General features: G+C 69.5%; 14 protein-coding genes. 7 read left to right on the top strand and 7 right to left on the bottom strand.

All coding sequences use genetic code 11. The annotated features are described in order from the left end of the window. Nucleotides 1-7: 7 nt before the first annotated feature. From ABID97_RS26620 to ABID97_RS26630, 3 genes are read right to left on the bottom strand one after another with little or no spacing between them, the layout of a single operon-like run. Nucleotides 8-2,317, bottom strand: coding sequence for a N,N-dimethylformamidase beta subunit family domain-containing protein (locus tag ABID97_RS26620; RefSeq protein WP_354402233.1), 2,310 nt, complete (start codon nt 2,315-2,317; stop codon nt 8-10). Next, entirely contained in the window at nt 2,314-3,291 is a 978-nt protein-coding gene (locus tag ABID97_RS26625) for a Bug family tripartite tricarboxylate transporter substrate binding protein (protein WP_354402235.1), read from the bottom strand. The genes ABID97_RS26620 and ABID97_RS26625 overlap by 4 nt, the downstream gene beginning before the upstream one ends. A 48-nt stretch (nt 3,292-3,339) precedes the next feature. Continuing rightward, the gene (locus ABID97_RS26630) at nt 3,340-4,749 is read right to left on the bottom strand and encodes an aminotransferase family protein (RefSeq protein ID WP_354402237.1); all 1,410 of its coding nucleotides are present in this window, start codon (nt 4,747-4,749) and stop codon (nt 3,340-3,342) included. Between the two features lie 72 nt (nt 4,750-4,821). On the opposite strand from ABID97_RS26630, the gene ABID97_RS26635 reads away from it, so the two are divergent. Next, entirely contained in the window at nt 4,822-5,739 is a 918-nt protein-coding gene (locus ABID97_RS26635; protein ID WP_354402239.1) for a LysR family transcriptional regulator, read from the top strand. A gap of 16 nt (nt 5,740-5,755) precedes the next feature. Here ABID97_RS26635 and ABID97_RS26640 read toward each other — a convergent pair whose 3' ends face one another. Then, the gene (locus ABID97_RS26640; RefSeq protein WP_354402241.1) at nt 5,756-6,013 is read right to left on the bottom strand and encodes a hypothetical protein; all 258 of its coding nucleotides are present in this window, start codon (nt 6,011-6,013) and stop codon (nt 5,756-5,758) included. A 175-nt stretch (nt 6,014-6,188) separates the two neighbouring features. On the opposite strand from ABID97_RS26640, the gene ABID97_RS26645 reads away from it, so the two are divergent. The 3 genes from ABID97_RS26645 to ABID97_RS26655 all read left to right on the top strand — a co-directional run bounded on the left by ABID97_RS26645 (nt 6,189) and on the right by ABID97_RS26655 (nt 7,536). Next, nucleotides 6,189-6,545 (top strand): TA system antitoxin ParD family protein, encoded by a 357-nt coding sequence (locus ABID97_RS26645; protein ID WP_354402243.1) that lies wholly within the window; start codon nt 6,189-6,191, stop codon nt 6,543-6,545. Nucleotides 6,546-6,552: 7 nt separating this feature from the next. Continuing rightward, nucleotides 6,553-7,146: an ATPase gene (locus ABID97_RS26650; protein ID WP_354402245.1), complete on the top strand. Its 594-nt coding sequence runs from the start codon at nt 6,553-6,555 to the stop codon at nt 7,144-7,146. A gap of 105 nt (nt 7,147-7,251) precedes the next feature. Beyond that, the gene (locus ABID97_RS26655; RefSeq protein WP_354402246.1) at nt 7,252-7,536 is read left to right on the top strand and encodes a hypothetical protein; all 285 of its coding nucleotides are present in this window, start codon (nt 7,252-7,254) and stop codon (nt 7,534-7,536) included. Nucleotides 7,537-7,560: 24 nt separating this feature from the next. Here ABID97_RS26655 and ABID97_RS26660 read toward each other — a convergent pair whose 3' ends face one another. Further along, nucleotides 7,561-7,935 (bottom strand): hypothetical protein, encoded by a 375-nt coding sequence (locus tag ABID97_RS26660; protein WP_354402248.1) that lies wholly within the window; start codon nt 7,933-7,935, stop codon nt 7,561-7,563. Nucleotides 7,936-8,097: 162 nt separating this feature from the next. On the opposite strand from ABID97_RS26660, the gene ABID97_RS26665 reads away from it, so the two are divergent. Continuing rightward, complete coding sequence (locus tag ABID97_RS26665) at nt 8,098-8,475, top strand: iron chaperone (protein ID WP_354402250.1); 378 nt, start codon at nt 8,098-8,100, stop codon at nt 8,473-8,475. Between the two features lie 24 nt (nt 8,476-8,499). Here the strand turns inward: ABID97_RS26665 and ABID97_RS26670 are convergent, their stop codons facing one another. After that, nucleotides 8,500-8,925 carry a DUF1801 domain-containing protein gene (locus tag ABID97_RS26670; protein WP_354402252.1) on the bottom strand — a complete coding sequence of 142 codons (426 nt, stop codon included), beginning with the start codon at nt 8,923-8,925 and terminating at the stop codon, nt 8,500-8,502. Nucleotides 8,926-9,010: 85 nt separating this feature from the next. On the opposite strand from ABID97_RS26670, the gene ABID97_RS26675 reads away from it, so the two are divergent. Beyond that, the gene (locus ABID97_RS26675) at nt 9,011-10,171 is read left to right on the top strand and encodes a metallophosphoesterase family protein (RefSeq protein ID WP_354402254.1); all 1,161 of its coding nucleotides are present in this window, start codon (nt 9,011-9,013) and stop codon (nt 10,169-10,171) included. Next, on the top strand, nt 10,168-12,831 hold the full coding sequence (locus ABID97_RS26680; RefSeq protein WP_354402256.1) for an AAA family ATPase: 2,664 nt from the start codon (nt 10,168-10,170) through the stop codon (nt 12,829-12,831). The genes ABID97_RS26675 and ABID97_RS26680 overlap by 4 nt, the downstream gene beginning before the upstream one ends. A 31-nt stretch (nt 12,832-12,862) precedes the next feature. On the opposite strand, the gene ABID97_RS26685 is transcribed toward ABID97_RS26680, so the two are convergent. Further along, nucleotides 12,863-13,798: a LysR substrate-binding domain-containing protein gene (locus tag ABID97_RS26685; protein WP_354402258.1), complete on the bottom strand. Its 936-nt coding sequence runs from the start codon at nt 13,796-13,798 to the stop codon at nt 12,863-12,865. Between the last annotated feature and the right edge of the window lie 3 nt (nt 13,799-13,801).

The following is a 13,801-nucleotide window of genomic DNA, read 5'->3' on the forward strand; positions in this document are numbered from 1 at the left end:
CCGACATCTACCTACCATCTGCCTTGTGTTGCGCGCTTATCCCCGGCCCCACCCCGAAGCGGTGCAGCACGTTCCCGAGCAGTTTCCCGAACAGCGGGTCGCTGCCGATCACCCAGGCCGCACCGACGGCGCCGGCGTGGAACACGCGCCCGCCTTGCGGCCGCTCCCAATAGATCATCTCGGCTGAAAGCCCGTCGAGGGAGTCGGTGGGCCGCGAGTGGCAGTCGAGGTAGGTGTCCAGCTTTCCCGGAATGCGCCGGATGCCGTTGGCGATGACCTCGATGCCCTCCTGCGCGACAGGCAGGCAGGTGCCCGGGAGGTGGTGCCTGGTCATCTTCGCGAGCGTCGAGAGCGTCAGGTCCCACTCGTGGCCGATGGCGCGCGGCAGTCCGCCGCCGGGTGCATGGCCGAAGGTCTCGCCCTTGGCGAGGCCGAGCGGCTGCGGGTCGTTGAAGAGGGGGTGCGCCGGCCGCTCGACGTGGTAGACGCCGAAGTCGTCGCCGTCGGCGAAAGCCCAGCCCGCCGTCTCCAGGCCGATGATGCCGGCGGCCGGCCGGCCCGACGCCTTGAGCCTCCCGCCGCGCGCCCAGTCCTGGCTGTGGTACTGCTCGCCGAAAGCGCCGGCCGGCGGACCGATGGGCGGCCTGGCGTCGTCGTGATCGGGCCCGTTGACCTTGCGCTGCTCCATGACGGTGAAGTTCTCGTCATAGCTCACGCGCAGGTACATGGTGTTGCCCGAGAGCACCACAGCGCTGCCGCCACGCCGCAGGAAATCGTCCAGCGCCTCGACGCCGGGCAGCGACCAGTATTCGCTGTGGCCGTTGACGATGACGGTCTTGTAGCGCGCGAGCAGCGACGGATCGCGGTGCAGGTCGATGTCGCCGATCACGTCGTAGTCGTAGCCCTGCCTTTCGAGCCACACGTGCAGGTGGCGCTCGAGCCGCGTCCACTGGCTGAAGCCGCTCTCCGCCGGGTCGTAGAGCGCATTGGGGCTGGCATTGGGCCAGGGCATGCGCAGGCCGACCTGGTAGCAGGGCTGGCCATGGCGGTGGTAGACGTAGCTGCTGAAGGCGGGCGCGTCGGGATGGCTGCTCGCAAGGCCTTCCGAGCGGCGCGGCCACACCGGATCGTCGGCCACGTTCTTCGCGAAAGGCGTGGTGGCGTACGCGAGCCAGCTGTTCACGGCACACAGCACGAGGATCGGCGCCGGCGCCGCATGCGCGGGCTTGCGCACGATGAAGGTGATGTCGTAGTCCGCCTTGCGCCCTTCGATCTCGAAGCGCGCGCGGCCGACGTAGACGCCGGAGCGGGCATCGTCCGGCACGCGGAATTCGTGCACCGCGTCCCAGCGGCAGTCGTAGAGATCGTCGCCCGCAAAGCGCAGCCCATGCCCTCGCGTCGGATCGTGCAGCGGGTCGTAGGGCGACTCGTCATCCTCGTACAGGCCGACCTTGCCGGGCTCGAACGCGGGGCCTACGATCATCCAGGTCGCGTGGTTGACGATGCGACCGGTGCGCTGATAGCCGCTGGCATCGGCCACCAGCGAGCCGCGTTCTTCGCGCAGCGGCCAGCAGGCGAGGACCGAGCGGCCGGTCGCGATGGCCAGGCCGCGTTGCGCGTGGCGAGCGGCAATCTCACCGGCGGACAGCGCGCGGCCGTACAGCGCCGGCATGACGAGGTCCGCTTCGAGGAACAGGTCGGCCTGGCCGCCGATGCCGCTGGCGCCGAGCCGCAGCGGCGCCGCAGGCGGCGTGAGGGCCTGCGCCGCGGGCCACTCGGCCACGCAGTGCGCGTCGATGTAGAGCATCGCGAGCTGGCCGTCCCAGGTCGCGGCGATGTGCTGCCAGCGGCGCGCCTCGAGCCGGCCGTGCGATGGCGCGGCGTGGCCTCCGAGGTGAAAGGACAGGGCGCCGCCCGGCTCGATGAAGAGACCGAAGCCGGCTTGCGCGGGATCGTCGTGCTGGCTCGCGATGGCCTGCCGCACGTCGACCGTCCAGGGCTTGATCCAGCACTCGAAGCTCAAGCCACGCAACGGCAAGCCGGCGGGCAGGCCGCGCTCGACATGCACGTAGGAGCCCGGGTGGATCGGCTGGACCCGCGCCCGATGTGGCGCAAACGCCTCCAGCGCCTCGTCGTCGCTGCGGCCTTCGACATCGCTGCCCAGCCGGCAGACCGCGAAGTCGTAAGGCACGTCGCTGCTGAGGTGGAAGCGGATCGGATCGCCCGCCGCCACGGTCTTGGCGTCGGCGTAGCCGTGCAGGCCAGGCAGCGTGAGCGGTTTGTGCGGCGGGATCGGCTGCGAGGTGGTGGCCGTCATTCCGACGTGAAGCCCGAGGCTTTCACCACCGGTCCCCAGCGCTTGATGTCATCGGCAATGAGGGCCGAGAGCTCCTCGGGCGTGCTCGGATTCGGGTCGCTGCTGAGCTTCAGCAGCCGTTCCTGCACGTCCTTGCTGGCCAGCGCCTTGCCGAGCGCGGCATGCAGCTGGTCGACGATGGGCCGCGGCGTGCCGGCCGGCACGAAGAGCCCGGTCCATTCGAGATTGTCGAAGTGCGGCTGGCCGAGTTCCTTGAGCGTCGGCACCTCGGGCAGCAATGCGGCGCGCCGGGCACCATTGACCGCCAGCACCCTGAGCTTGCCTGCCTGCTGGTGCGCGACGAGGTCGGCAATGGGCAGGATGCCGGCCGAGATCTGGTTTCCGAGCAGGTCCTGCACCAGCGGCGCTGCGCCGCGGTAGGGCGCGGCCACCAGGCCCGCCTTGGCATCGCTGCCGAGCCGGTAGCCCATGAACTGCGCGACGCTGCCCGGTGCGGGCACGCCGTAGTTGGCTTTCTTCGGATCCTTGGTGGCAATGTCGAGCCACTGCTTCACATCCCTGGCGGGCAGCTCCGCGGGCACCGCGATACCCAGGTAGAAGCTCGCGATGCGGCCGACGGGCTTGAAGTCCTTGGCCGGGTCGTAGCGCACCGACTTGGTGGTGAGCGGCAGCATGACCATCATGTGCATGTTGGCCAGCAGCACGGTGAGCCCGTCGGGCGGCGCGGTGCGAACGTAGTCGGCCGCGATCGCGCCGCCCGCACCGGTGCGGTTGTCGACGACGACCGTCGTGCCGAGTTCGGCGGCCAGCTTGTCCGCCAGCGTGCGCGCCTGCACGTCGGCCGAGCCGCCGGCCGGGTAGCCGACGATGAGCTTGAGCGGCCCGTGCGACGTGTTGATCTGTGCCCCGGCCGTGGCGGCGAAGGCCAAGGCGGTACAGGCGACCATGGCCTTGAGAGTGAACGAGAGCTTCATCGGAGGCTTTCCTGGGTGGGGTTGCAGAAATCGGTGCGGTCGCCGGGTTCAGCGCGCGAGGCCCTTGCGCGCGATCTCGTCGGCAAGGTCGGCCAATGCCTTTTCGAGCAGGCCGGCCAGTTCGTCGATCTGCGCTCCGGTGATCGTGAGCGGCGGCGTGATCATCTGGAAATCGCCGAAAGCGCCCAGGTTGGCGCGGCGGTTGTAGAGCGCGATGCCATGCTTGAGGCCGTGCTCGGTCAGCCGCGCGGGGGCGTTGAAGGCCACCGGCAGCTGGCGGCGCGTGGCCTTGTCGGCAACGATCTCGATGGCCGTGAGCAGGCCCTTGCCGCGCACGTCGCCGACGATCGGCGAACGCGAGGCGATGTGCGAGAGCCGCGCCATCAGCAGTTCGCCCATGTCCCGGGCGCGCGCCACGAGGTCCTGCTGTACCACCTCGTCCACCACGGCGCGCGCGACGGCGCACGACAGCGGATTCGTGAAGTAGGTATGACCGTGCACGAAGCCGCCGGCATTCGCGATCGCGTCGACCATCCGGTTCGGTGCCAGCAGGCAACCCAGCGGCGTGTAGCCGGCCGCCAGGCCCTTGGCAAGGGTGACGAGGTCGGGACGCGCGCCCTCCCAATGGTGCGCGGCCAGGAAGGCGCCGGTGCGCCCTGCGCCGCTCATGATCTCGTCGAAGATCACCAGCACGCCATGCCGATCGCAGATCTCGCGCACGCGCCGGAAGTAGGCCGCCGAGGACACCACCGCGCCGGTCGAAAGGCCGCCGATCGGTTCGAGGATGAAGGCCAGCACCGTCTCCGGGCCTTCGCGCAGGATGGTCTCCTCGAGCGCGTCGGTGCATGCCTTCTCGTGCGACTCGGCCGTGTGGCCATCCGGCGGCCGGTACGACAGCGGTGCCGGCACCTTGGGCATCGAGCGGATCATCGGGCCGTACAGCTGGAGCGTGTTGGCGTCGCCGGTGACCGCCAGTGCCCCCAGCGTCGAGCCGTGGTAGCTCGGATCGCGCGAGATCACCTTCCAGCGCGTGCCCTGGCCGGTCACGACCGCGTACTGGCGCGCCAGCTTGAGCGCGGCTTCGTTGGCTTCCGAGCCGCCCGAGACGAAGAACGCGCGGTCCAGGCCGTCGCCCGCGAGCTCGCAGATGCGGTCGGCCAGGGCGATGTTGTGTTCGCTCTCGAAGAAGCGCGGATAGGCGAAGCTCACCTTGGACGCCTGCTCCGCCATCGCGGCCAGCACGCGCGGGTTGCCGTGGCCCAGGTTCGCGACGACGGCGCCGGCGGTGGCATCGAGGTAGCGCTTGCCGTTCGCATCCCACAGGAAGATGCCTTCGCCGCGTGCGATGCGCGGCGGACGGGCTGAACCCTTCGGTGCGTAGAAGCCGAGGACGGAGCCGCCTCGGGGCTCGTCGCCGATGCGGGCGATGCCGGTCGCTTGGGAATTCGAAGTGGTCATGGCGCCGACGATACGAACGCCGGCCGCTTTGCGGTAGACGCATGGACCGATGAAGTCATATACGCTTGACGCATGAAACATGTACATGACCGGCTCGACCTGCTCGACACGTTCCAGAAGATCGGCGAATGCGGATCGCTCAGCAAGGCGGCGCGGCTGCTGGGCATGACCCAGCCCACGGTCAGCCGGCGCTTGTTCGAACTGGAGCGGCTGCTCGGCTGCAAGCTGGCGCTGCGCACCACGGCCAGCTTTTCGCTCACCGACGAGGGACGCTCATTGCTCGTGGAGGCGCGCGACCTGGGCGAGCGCTGGTCGGGCCTGTCGCAGCGCCTGAAGGGCGGGCAGAGCCGGCCCGAAGGCACGCTGCGCGTGATCGGTCCGTCGGGCTATGGAACCGGCTTCCTGACCGACGCCGTGACCGGCCTTCGCGCCGCGCATCCCGCACTGCGGGTCGAACTCACGCTGACCGACCGGGTGCTCGACCTGACCGCGTGGGGCGCGGATTGCTGGGTCTGCGTGGGGGAGGTGCGGGACCCCGGATTGGTGAGCCGCAAGCTCGGCATGATGGACCGGGTGCTGATTGCCGCGCCCGAACTGCTCAGGACGCTCGGGCGCGTCAGCATCGCGCGTCTTCCGCAGTTGCCTTGCGTGGGGCTGGTGCCCTATGTGACCGGCAATGTGCGCCTGCTGGACCAGGCCGGCCGTTCCCGTATGGTGCTGCTCGACACGCCGATCCAGACCGACAGCCTGCTGTCGAGCTACCGCGCGATCCTCAATGGCGCCGGGATCGGTGCCGCGGCCCCCTGGATGTGCGAGGACGACCTCAGGACCGGCAGGGTGCAGCGGGTGCTGGCGAACTGGCGGCTCGAACCGATCGCCATCCATGTGGCGCTTCCTCCGGGCATCTACAGGCCCGCGCGCGTGACCGCGTTCATCGAGGCGCTCAAGGCCAGGATGCTGTCTCTGCCGGGATTCCGGCCGTCGGCCTGAAGCGGGATCGGGCCGCCTAGGGCGGTCCGATCTGCACGAAATCGCTCACCGACTCGAAGGTTTCGCCCGCCCAGGCACGCAGCGATTCGAGCGCCTCGGCCTCCGTCGGCCCGAAGGTCTGGTGGTGTTCCAGCGGCGTGGAATTGAACTCGTCCGGCACACGCGGCGTGCGGCGGTGCGGCATCCAGTACAACGTGGCCGTGAAGCAGACGAGATCCTGGGTGACCTGGACGAGTCCGGTCTGGTGGCCAATCTTCAGTTCGTAATAGGGCACGGCTGAACCTGCGTCGGGTTGGATTGAGTGTGAACTTTAGTACTGTATTCGAGGAATCCGGCTTGCAACCTCATCCCGGGGCGGAATCGGCATCCGGGACTTCCCGAGGGTCTTTGAAAGGGTCGGTTGCGGAATGCTCCCTCGGGTTGCAAAATGGAACTTCCATGGAGTTTCTATGAGCCAAGCCGTCAAGATTTCCGATATTGAAATGAAGGCGCTGCGCGACGCGGCGCGGGTGAACAGCCGCTCGATCTCGGGCCAGGCCGAGCACTGGCTACGCATTGGGCGCGCCTTGGAGCGCGATCCGCAAGTCGGTTATTCCCGGGTCGAGATGGCGCTGCGCGGCCTCGAGCCGCTGTCGCTCGATACGCTGGCCGAAGCCGGGCAGGACGACTTCATCCAGGCCATGGCCGATGCGCCCGCCACCGCCGCGGAAGACGATTTCTGGCGCGACCGCCAGCGCCGGGGCGTGGGGGTCGGGCTCGATGACAAGGATCGGTTGGTGTTCGGCACACCCGCGGTGAAGCGCTGAGCGCCGTGTGAGCCGTCCCACGATGATCATGCTTGCCGGCCCGAATGGCGCCGGCAAGTCGACTTTCCATGAACTCGTCATACGTCCGCGAATCAAGGCGCTGTTCATCAACGCCGACCTGATCCAGCGCGAGGAACTCGGCGATCCCTCGATGGCCGCGGCCTACCGTGCGGCCGCCATTGCGGAAAGCCGGCGCCGGCAGGCACTGGAGAAGGGCATCAGCTTCGTCTCCGAATCCACGTTCTCCCATCCGTCCAAGCTGGCGCTGATCCGCGATGCGCAGGCCGCAGGCTTCCGCGTGGTGGTCTACCACATCAGCGTGCGCCGGCCGGAGCTTTCGGTCAGCCGCGTCGCGCAGCGGGTGGACGAGGGCGGCCACGACGTGCCCGAGGACAAGATCCGCGAGCGCTTCGAGCGCAACCAGCCGCTGATCCGGGAAGCCGTGTTGCTGGCCGACCATGCCTTCGTCTACGACAACTCGGGGCTCAACATGCCGGCGCGGCGCCTCATTGCCTTCACCCGAGGCCGGGTCACCGCGTCCTCCGAGGACCTGCCGGACTGGGCCCGGGCCCTCTATGGCCGGGAGCTCGGGCTGGCCTGAGGCGCGCCTTCGGCCTACGCGAACGTTCGTTGCCGGCCGTGCAGTTCCCGCCCAAGGATCGCCGAAGCTCATGGCAATCAAACTGCATCGACGAAAGGTCTTTCCATGAGCGCCAACGAGCCATCCCTGTCCGGGCCCATTGCCGATGAACTGACGCCGCTGGAGATTTCCCAGGCGATGCTCGAGGGTGAAGAAAACCCGAACACCGCGCGGCCGCTCACGCCGCTGGAGCGGGCTGCCTCGGGCGTGGGAACGGACCGTTCGCGCTCACGGTGGCAGCTTGCCTTGCGCAGCCCGGCGACGGCGTGGTGCGCCATCGCGGGAATCGGCCTGCTCGCGTTGGTAGTTCATGCCACGCGCGAACCCCGCCGGCCCTGGCGAGCGGATTGACCGGCCGGGCCTGGCGTCCGGCAATCAGTTCCGGTCGTCGCCGTAGCGGCGATAGTGCTCGCGGCGTTCCCACTCGCGGCGGCGCCATTCGCGGCGCTCCGCACGGCGTTCTTCCCAGCTCGGACCCGGCTCGTAGTAGACCGGCGCAGGCGCCACGTAGGCGGGTGCAGGCTGGTAGCGCACGGGCGGAGCGGGCTGGTAGTAGACAGGGGGCGGCGCCGAGTACACGGGCGCGGGCTCGTAGTAGGCCGGCGCCGGCTCGCTGCTCACCACCACGCCGGGCACAGTCACGCCCACGGACCAGCTCGTGCCTGCGGAGGCTGCGGCCGCGCCGAAAAGAGCGCCGGCGGCCACAGCGCCAAAGAGGGCCGTCTTGAGGCCGGTTCGGGTCAAAATCATCACGTCTCCTGAAAGATCCGGGAACAGTCCCGATGTACTTTCAACGCCCGGGCCTGCCGGGCCGCGCACTTCGGGACGGTGAAGAAGGTTCCAAGATGTCACGGGAAGACGAGGCCCCGAACGCCGGGATGACCGATCATGCGTTCTCCAGGAGGCAAGAACATGGCAGTCACGCCCCATCCCGCGACGATCGACGACTACATCCGCGCGGCGCCGCGCGAGGGCCACCCCCATCTGCGCCGGCTTCACGCGCTGCTGAAAAGCGTTGCGCCCGATGCCGAGGAAGCGATCAAATGGGGCACCCCGTTCTTCATCGAGCCCCGCTTCCTGTTCGCGTTTTCGGCGCACAAGGCGCACCTCGACTTCACGCCGACGGCGGCGGGACTCGCGCCTTTCGGCAAGGAACTGCAGGGGCACAAGACCACAAGGAACATGCTGCAGGTGCCCTACGACCAGCCGCTGCCGGAGGCGCTGATCCGCAAGATTGCCGAGCACCGGGTGCGGATGCTGCGCGAACGCGAGGACGACGCCTTCTGGTGATGCCGCCGCACGCGCAATCCGCGTTCAGGGCTTCGCCTTCTTCGCGGGTTTTTTCGACGCTTTGCCCGCCGTGTTGTGCGCGATGGCTTCGCGCACGAGTGCCTTGAAGGCCACTCCGTCCACCATCTCGCCCTCGTGGATGTCGATGGCGCGGCGCATGTTGCCGTCTAGGCTGGCGTTGAAAAGGCCCGCCGGGTCTTCCAGGAACGCGCCCTTGGCGAAGGTAAGCTTCACCTTGTCCTTGTAGGATTCACCGGTGCAGAGGATGCCGTCGTGCGACCAGACCGGCGTGCCCATCCACTTCCATTCCTCCACCACGTCGGGGTCTGCTTCCTTGATGAGCTTGCGCATCCTGCCAAGGGCTTCGCCGCGCCAGTCCGCCAGGTCGGCAATTCTTTGGGAGATGAGTTCCGGGGCCGGCACGCCGGGGCTCGCATCCGATTTTTTCATGTTCTGATCCTGGAAGTTCTGCGGTCCGCCTTCGATGTCGGCGATCCGCTGGCCGTCTGAATCTGCGGAATTTAACCGACCCTCCATGACACGTTTTCTTCATTCTGCCGACTGGCAGATCGGCCGCCAATTCGCGACCTTCGACGCCGAGCACGCACCGATCCTCGCCGAGGCGCGCATCACCGTGGTCGAGCGGCTGGCGGCGCTGGCCACCGAGCACCGCGTGGATGCGGTGCTCGTCGCGGGCGACGTGTTCGACGTGCAGACCGTTTCCGAGCGCACGCTGCGCCGGTTGTTCAATGCGCTGGCGGGCTATGCGGGTCCGTGGATCATGATTCCCGGCAACCACGACGCCGCGCTGGCCGAAAGCGTGTGGACGCGCGCGGCCCGGCTGGGCGTGGTGCCGCCGAACGTCCACCCGCTGCTGGCGCCCGAAGTGCGCGTCTTCGGGCCGCACGGATTTGCCGTGCTGCCCGCGCCACTCACGCAGCGCCACACCTACAACGACCTCACAGCCTGGTTCGATGCGGCCGAAACTCCCGCGGGCCTGCTGCGCATCGGCCTGGCGCATGGCAGTGTGCAAGGCCTGCTCTCCGAAGACATCGACTCCGCGAACCCCATCGCGCCCGATCGCGCATCGACGGCGCGGCTCGACTACCTCGCGCTCGGCGACTGGCACGGCTGCAAGCGCATCGACGCGCGCACCTGGTATGCCGGCACCCCGGAGCCCGACCGCTTCAAGGACAACGGAGCAGGCCAGGCGCTGCTGGTCGACATCGCCGCGCCAGGCGCCGAGCCGCAGGTGACGCCGATACCGGTGGCGCAATTTCGCTGGCGATCCTTCGCCTCGGTGCTGCAGGTCGAGAGCGATGGCCATGCATTGATCGCGCAACTGGCGCAATTGGACGCGCACGATGTGGCCGAACTGCACGTGCGGGGCCAGGTCGACCTTGCGGGGCTGCGGCGCCTTCAGGCAGCCATCGGGGGTGCGGAGGCGCGGGCGCGCCATTTGCAGGTCGACCTCTCGGCACTGCGGCTCGTGCCCACGGACGAAGACATTGCAGGCCTGCAAGCCGACGGCTACCTGGGAGAGGTGCTGCAGGAACTGCGCGACGCGCAGGCGGGCGCCGATCCGCACGCGGCGCGCGTGGCGCAGGATGCCATGGCGCTGCTCGCGGCCGAGCTCGCGCAGAGCGCCCCGGCCGTCGCTGCCTTGTCGGCACACGAGGAGGGCGCCAGGCCATGAAGCTGCAGATCACCCGATTGCGCGTCGAGCAGCTGCGCCGCTTTCGCTCGCCGCTCGAACTCAACGGCTTCGAGCCCGGGCTCAACATCCTGGCCGCGCCCAACGAGGCGGGCAAGAGCACGCTGGTGCGCGCCATTCGCGCGGCCTTCTTCGAGCGCCACCGCTCCACCGCCGTGGAAGACCTGCGGCCCTGGGGCGAGGGCAGCGGGGCTGCGCCGATGGTCGAGCTCGATTTCCTCCTGGACGGCGAGGGCCACCGGCTCGTGAAGAGCTTCCTGGGCAAGAAGCGCTGCACCCTGGCCGCCGGGGCGCGCGCGTTCGACGGCACCGATGCCGAAGACCACCTGGCGCAGCTGTTCGGGTTCTCATTCGCCGGCAAGGGCGCGAGCAAGCCGGAGAACTGGGGCATCCCGGGCCTGCTTTGGGTGGAGCAGGGACGCGGGCAGGAGCTGGACGTGAGCCACGCGCACGACCACCTGCACGACGCGCTGCGCGATCCCGCGGGCGATTCGGCCGCGGCCCTGGTCGCGGGCGGCGGGGACGCGATCCTCGACAGCCTGCGCGCCCAGCGCGACGAACTCCTGACCTCGACCGGCAAGCCGCGCGCCGCGCATGCCGAGGCCATCGCGCAAGTGGCCGCGCTGGAAGCGGAACTCGGCGCGATCGACGCGCAGGTCGCCATCTACCGCCAGCAGGTCGACCAGCTCGCGCAGATGCGCAACCAGCACCAGGCCGACGAGACCGCCAGGCCCTGGGAATCGCTGCGCGAGGAACTGCTGGTGGCCCAGCGCCGAAGCAGTGCATTGCAGGCCGGCCAGGAACAACTGCGCAACGACCGCGCGAGATTCCGGCAGCTGCAGGAAACCCGCGAGCTGCTCGCGAAGGAGCTGGCCGGCCTCGCGCAGCATCAGACCGAAGCGCAAGCGCGCGCGCGTGCCTGTGAAGAGGCCGCCAAGCTGCTGCAGGACGGCGACGCCGCCGTGAGCCACGCGCGCCAGAACGCGGCAGAGGCGCAGCGCCGCGTCGATGGCGCCCGCCACGCCTGGCGAAGCGCCAGCCAGCAGGCACAGCGCCGCCAGCTCGGCCAGCTGCTGCAGCAGGCACAGGACGATGCGTCCCGCAGCGCCGAGAGCCTCGCGCGTGCGAAGGAGGCTCATGCGCGGCTGGCAGCGCTGCAAGCCGCCACAGCCGCTGCGCCGAAGATCCGTGCCGCAGATGTCGAGCAGTTGCACAAGCTCGAGCGCGCGGCGCACGATGCCGATCTGCGCCGCCAGGCCGTGGCCACGCGCTTGCAGTTCGCGCTGCCCGAAGGCCAGACCCTCCAGCTGGAGGCGCGCAGCGACACACACGACCTGCGCGGCAACGGCGAACGGCTCATCGACGCTCCTGCCACGCTGCACCTGCCCGGTGGTGGCAGGCTGGTCATCACGCCGGGGGGCGACGACCTCGCGGCGCTTGCACGCGCGCATGGCGATGCGCGAGATGCCCTGCGTACGGCGCTGCGGGCCGCGGGCGTGGACGACATCGCCGAGGCACAGTCGCGGCTCGCCGCTTCGGCCGATCTCGATGCGCAGATCCAGCTCGCGCAGCAGGCCCTCGGCATCGTCGCACCGCGCGGGCTCGACACGCACGGCAGTGAACTCGCGCAGGCGCAGTCGCGCATCGCCACCGCGCAGGCGGCGCTGCAACGCCTGCCTGCGGCGGCGGAGACCGATGCGACCCTGTCGATCGAAGAAGCCGAAGCCGCGCAGCAAGCTGCCATCGTGGCCGAGCAGGCCGCGCAGAAGACGCTCGCCGACGCGCAGCGCCGACAGTCGGCGGCACAGCAAGCGAGCGCGTCGGCGCAGCGCGAACTCGCGGCGGCACAGGCCGCACTCGCCGACCCGGGCCGGCAGCAGCGCCACGCGCAAGCCACCCAGCAGTGGCTGGCCGTGGGCGCCGAAGCCGAGGCGCTGACCGCCCGCATCGAACAGGCCAGCGCCGAGGTGCAGGCCGCGCGGCCGGACATCGTGCTGCAGGACATCGACCGGCTGCAGCGCAGCATCGAGCAGCTCACGCGCGGCCATCAGCTGCGCCGCGAACAGCTGTTGCTGCTCGAGAACACGCTGCAGCAGGCTGGCGCACAGGGCCTCGAAGAACACAGGGAGGCCGTGGCGGGCCAGCTGTCGCAGGCACGCCGCCGGCACGCCGAACTGCAGCGCCGCGCCGACGCGCTCGCGCTGCTGTGCCACAAGCTCGAGCAGAAGCGCCAGGCCACGCTGACGCGGCTGCAGGCGCCCTTGCAGGCGCGCATGCAGCACTACCTGCCTTTGCTGATGCCCGGGGCCACCGTGCAGATGGACGCGGGGCTTGCGCCCGCGACCTTGACGCGCGTCAACGCGGGCGGCGCTTCGGAGAGCGGGCAGCTGCAGGAGCTGAGCTTCGGCGCGCGCGAGCAGCTGCGGCTCATCAGCCGCTTTGCCTATGCCGACCTGCTGCAGGAGGCGGGCCGGCCGACGCTGCTGATCCTTGACGATGCGCTGGTCCACAGCGACGCGCCGCGCCTCGCGCAGATGAAGCGCGCGCTGTTCGATGCGGCGCAGCGCCACCAGGTGCTGCTGTTCACCTGCCATCCGGAGCACTGGCGCGACATGGGCGTTGCGCTGCGGCCGTTGGCCTGACGCGCCTGCCAGGATACGCCCCCACGCGCCCCTACGCGCCGCTTCGCCGCGGCGGCCTGGAGAAAACCGAGAAGCGCTCCTGGATGTTCTTCAGCAGCTGCTGCGCGGCCAGCGGCAGCGGCCGGCCCTGGCGCACGACGAGGCGCACCTTCGCGCCTTTGCACAGCGGATGCGACAGGTCCAGCGCCACGAGCTCGCCAGCCGCGATCTCGGGTTCGGCCGCCAGGCCCGCGCCGATGAAGGTCACGCCATCGGTCGACTTCACGAAGCGCTTGAGCCCGACCACGGAATTGCAGCGCAGGCTGGGCTGCAACGTCACGTGCTCGGCGTATTCGAGCAGCTCGACCAGCCTCCCCACGCCGTAGCCCGGCGGCATCAGCCCGAGCGGATAACCCATGATCTGCCGCACGCTCAGCGCCCCCGCGATGCGCGTGAGCGGATGGCCGCTGCGCACCAGCAGCTTGGCCGGCGCAGCGGCGCTCGCGACGACCTGCAGCCGCGCGTCCGACTGCGGGTTGTAGGCGATGCCGATGTGCGCGGTGTCGTCGCCGACCGCATCGACCAGCGCGCTCACGGGCAGCGCATCGAGCGCGATCGAAAGCTTCGGATGCGCACTGCAGAATGGCCCCACCACCTGTTCGAGCAGGCCGTCGACGAAGCCTTCGCTCGCCACGATGCGCACCTTGCCGGCCTCCATCGATTCGATGGCGCGCAGCCTTTCGGCGAGCCGCTCCTGTTGTGCCTGGCATCCGCGCCAGTACTCGAGCAGATGGTGGGCGGCGTCCGTCGGCACCACGCCGCGCGCCTGCCTTTCGAACAGCGTGAGGCCCAGCTCTTCCTCCAGCAGCGCCACCTGCCGCGTGATGACCGACGGCGCGGTGTTGAGTGCGTCCGCGGCGCCGCGGATGGTGCCCTGCACCAGCACCTCGTGGAAGTAGCGCAGCCGCTTCTGGTTGATGTCGCGCATGGG

Source organism: Variovorax sp. OAS795, from assembly GCF_040546685.1.
GTDB lineage: Bacteria > Pseudomonadota > Gammaproteobacteria > Burkholderiales > Burkholderiaceae_C > Variovorax.

Coding starts and splice junctions, on each gene's coding strand:
- ABID97_RS26620 (WP_354402233.1), bottom strand. CDS start 2,317: ATGACGGCCACCACCTCGCAGCCGATCCCGCCGCACAAACCGCTCACG.
- ABID97_RS26625 (WP_354402235.1), bottom strand. CDS start 3,291: ATGAAGCTCTCGTTCACTCTCAAGGCCATGGTCGCCTGTACCGCCTTG.
- ABID97_RS26630 (WP_354402237.1), bottom strand. CDS start 4,749: ATGACCACTTCGAATTCCCAAGCGACCGGCATCGCCCGCATCGGCGAC.
- ABID97_RS26635 (WP_354402239.1), top strand. CDS start 4,822: ATGAAACATGTACATGACCGGCTCGACCTGCTCGACACGTTCCAGAAG.
- ABID97_RS26645 (WP_354402243.1), top strand. CDS start 6,189: ATGAGCCAAGCCGTCAAGATTTCCGATATTGAAATGAAGGCGCTGCGC.
- ABID97_RS26655 (WP_354402246.1), top strand. CDS start 7,252: ATGAGCGCCAACGAGCCATCCCTGTCCGGGCCCATTGCCGATGAACTG.
- ABID97_RS26660 (WP_354402248.1), bottom strand. CDS start 7,935: ATGATTTTGACCCGAACCGGCCTCAAGACGGCCCTCTTTGGCGCTGTG.
- ABID97_RS26665 (WP_354402250.1), top strand. CDS start 8,098: ATGGCAGTCACGCCCCATCCCGCGACGATCGACGACTACATCCGCGCG.
- ABID97_RS26670 (WP_354402252.1), bottom strand. CDS start 8,925: ATGAAAAAATCGGATGCGAGCCCCGGCGTGCCGGCCCCGGAACTCATC.
- ABID97_RS26675 (WP_354402254.1), top strand. CDS start 9,011: ATGACACGTTTTCTTCATTCTGCCGACTGGCAGATCGGCCGCCAATTC.
- ABID97_RS26680 (WP_354402256.1), top strand. CDS start 10,168: ATGAAGCTGCAGATCACCCGATTGCGCGTCGAGCAGCTGCGCCGCTTT.
- ABID97_RS26685 (WP_354402258.1), bottom strand. CDS start 13,798: ATGCGCGACATCAACCAGAAGCGGCTGCGCTACTTCCACGAGGTGCTG.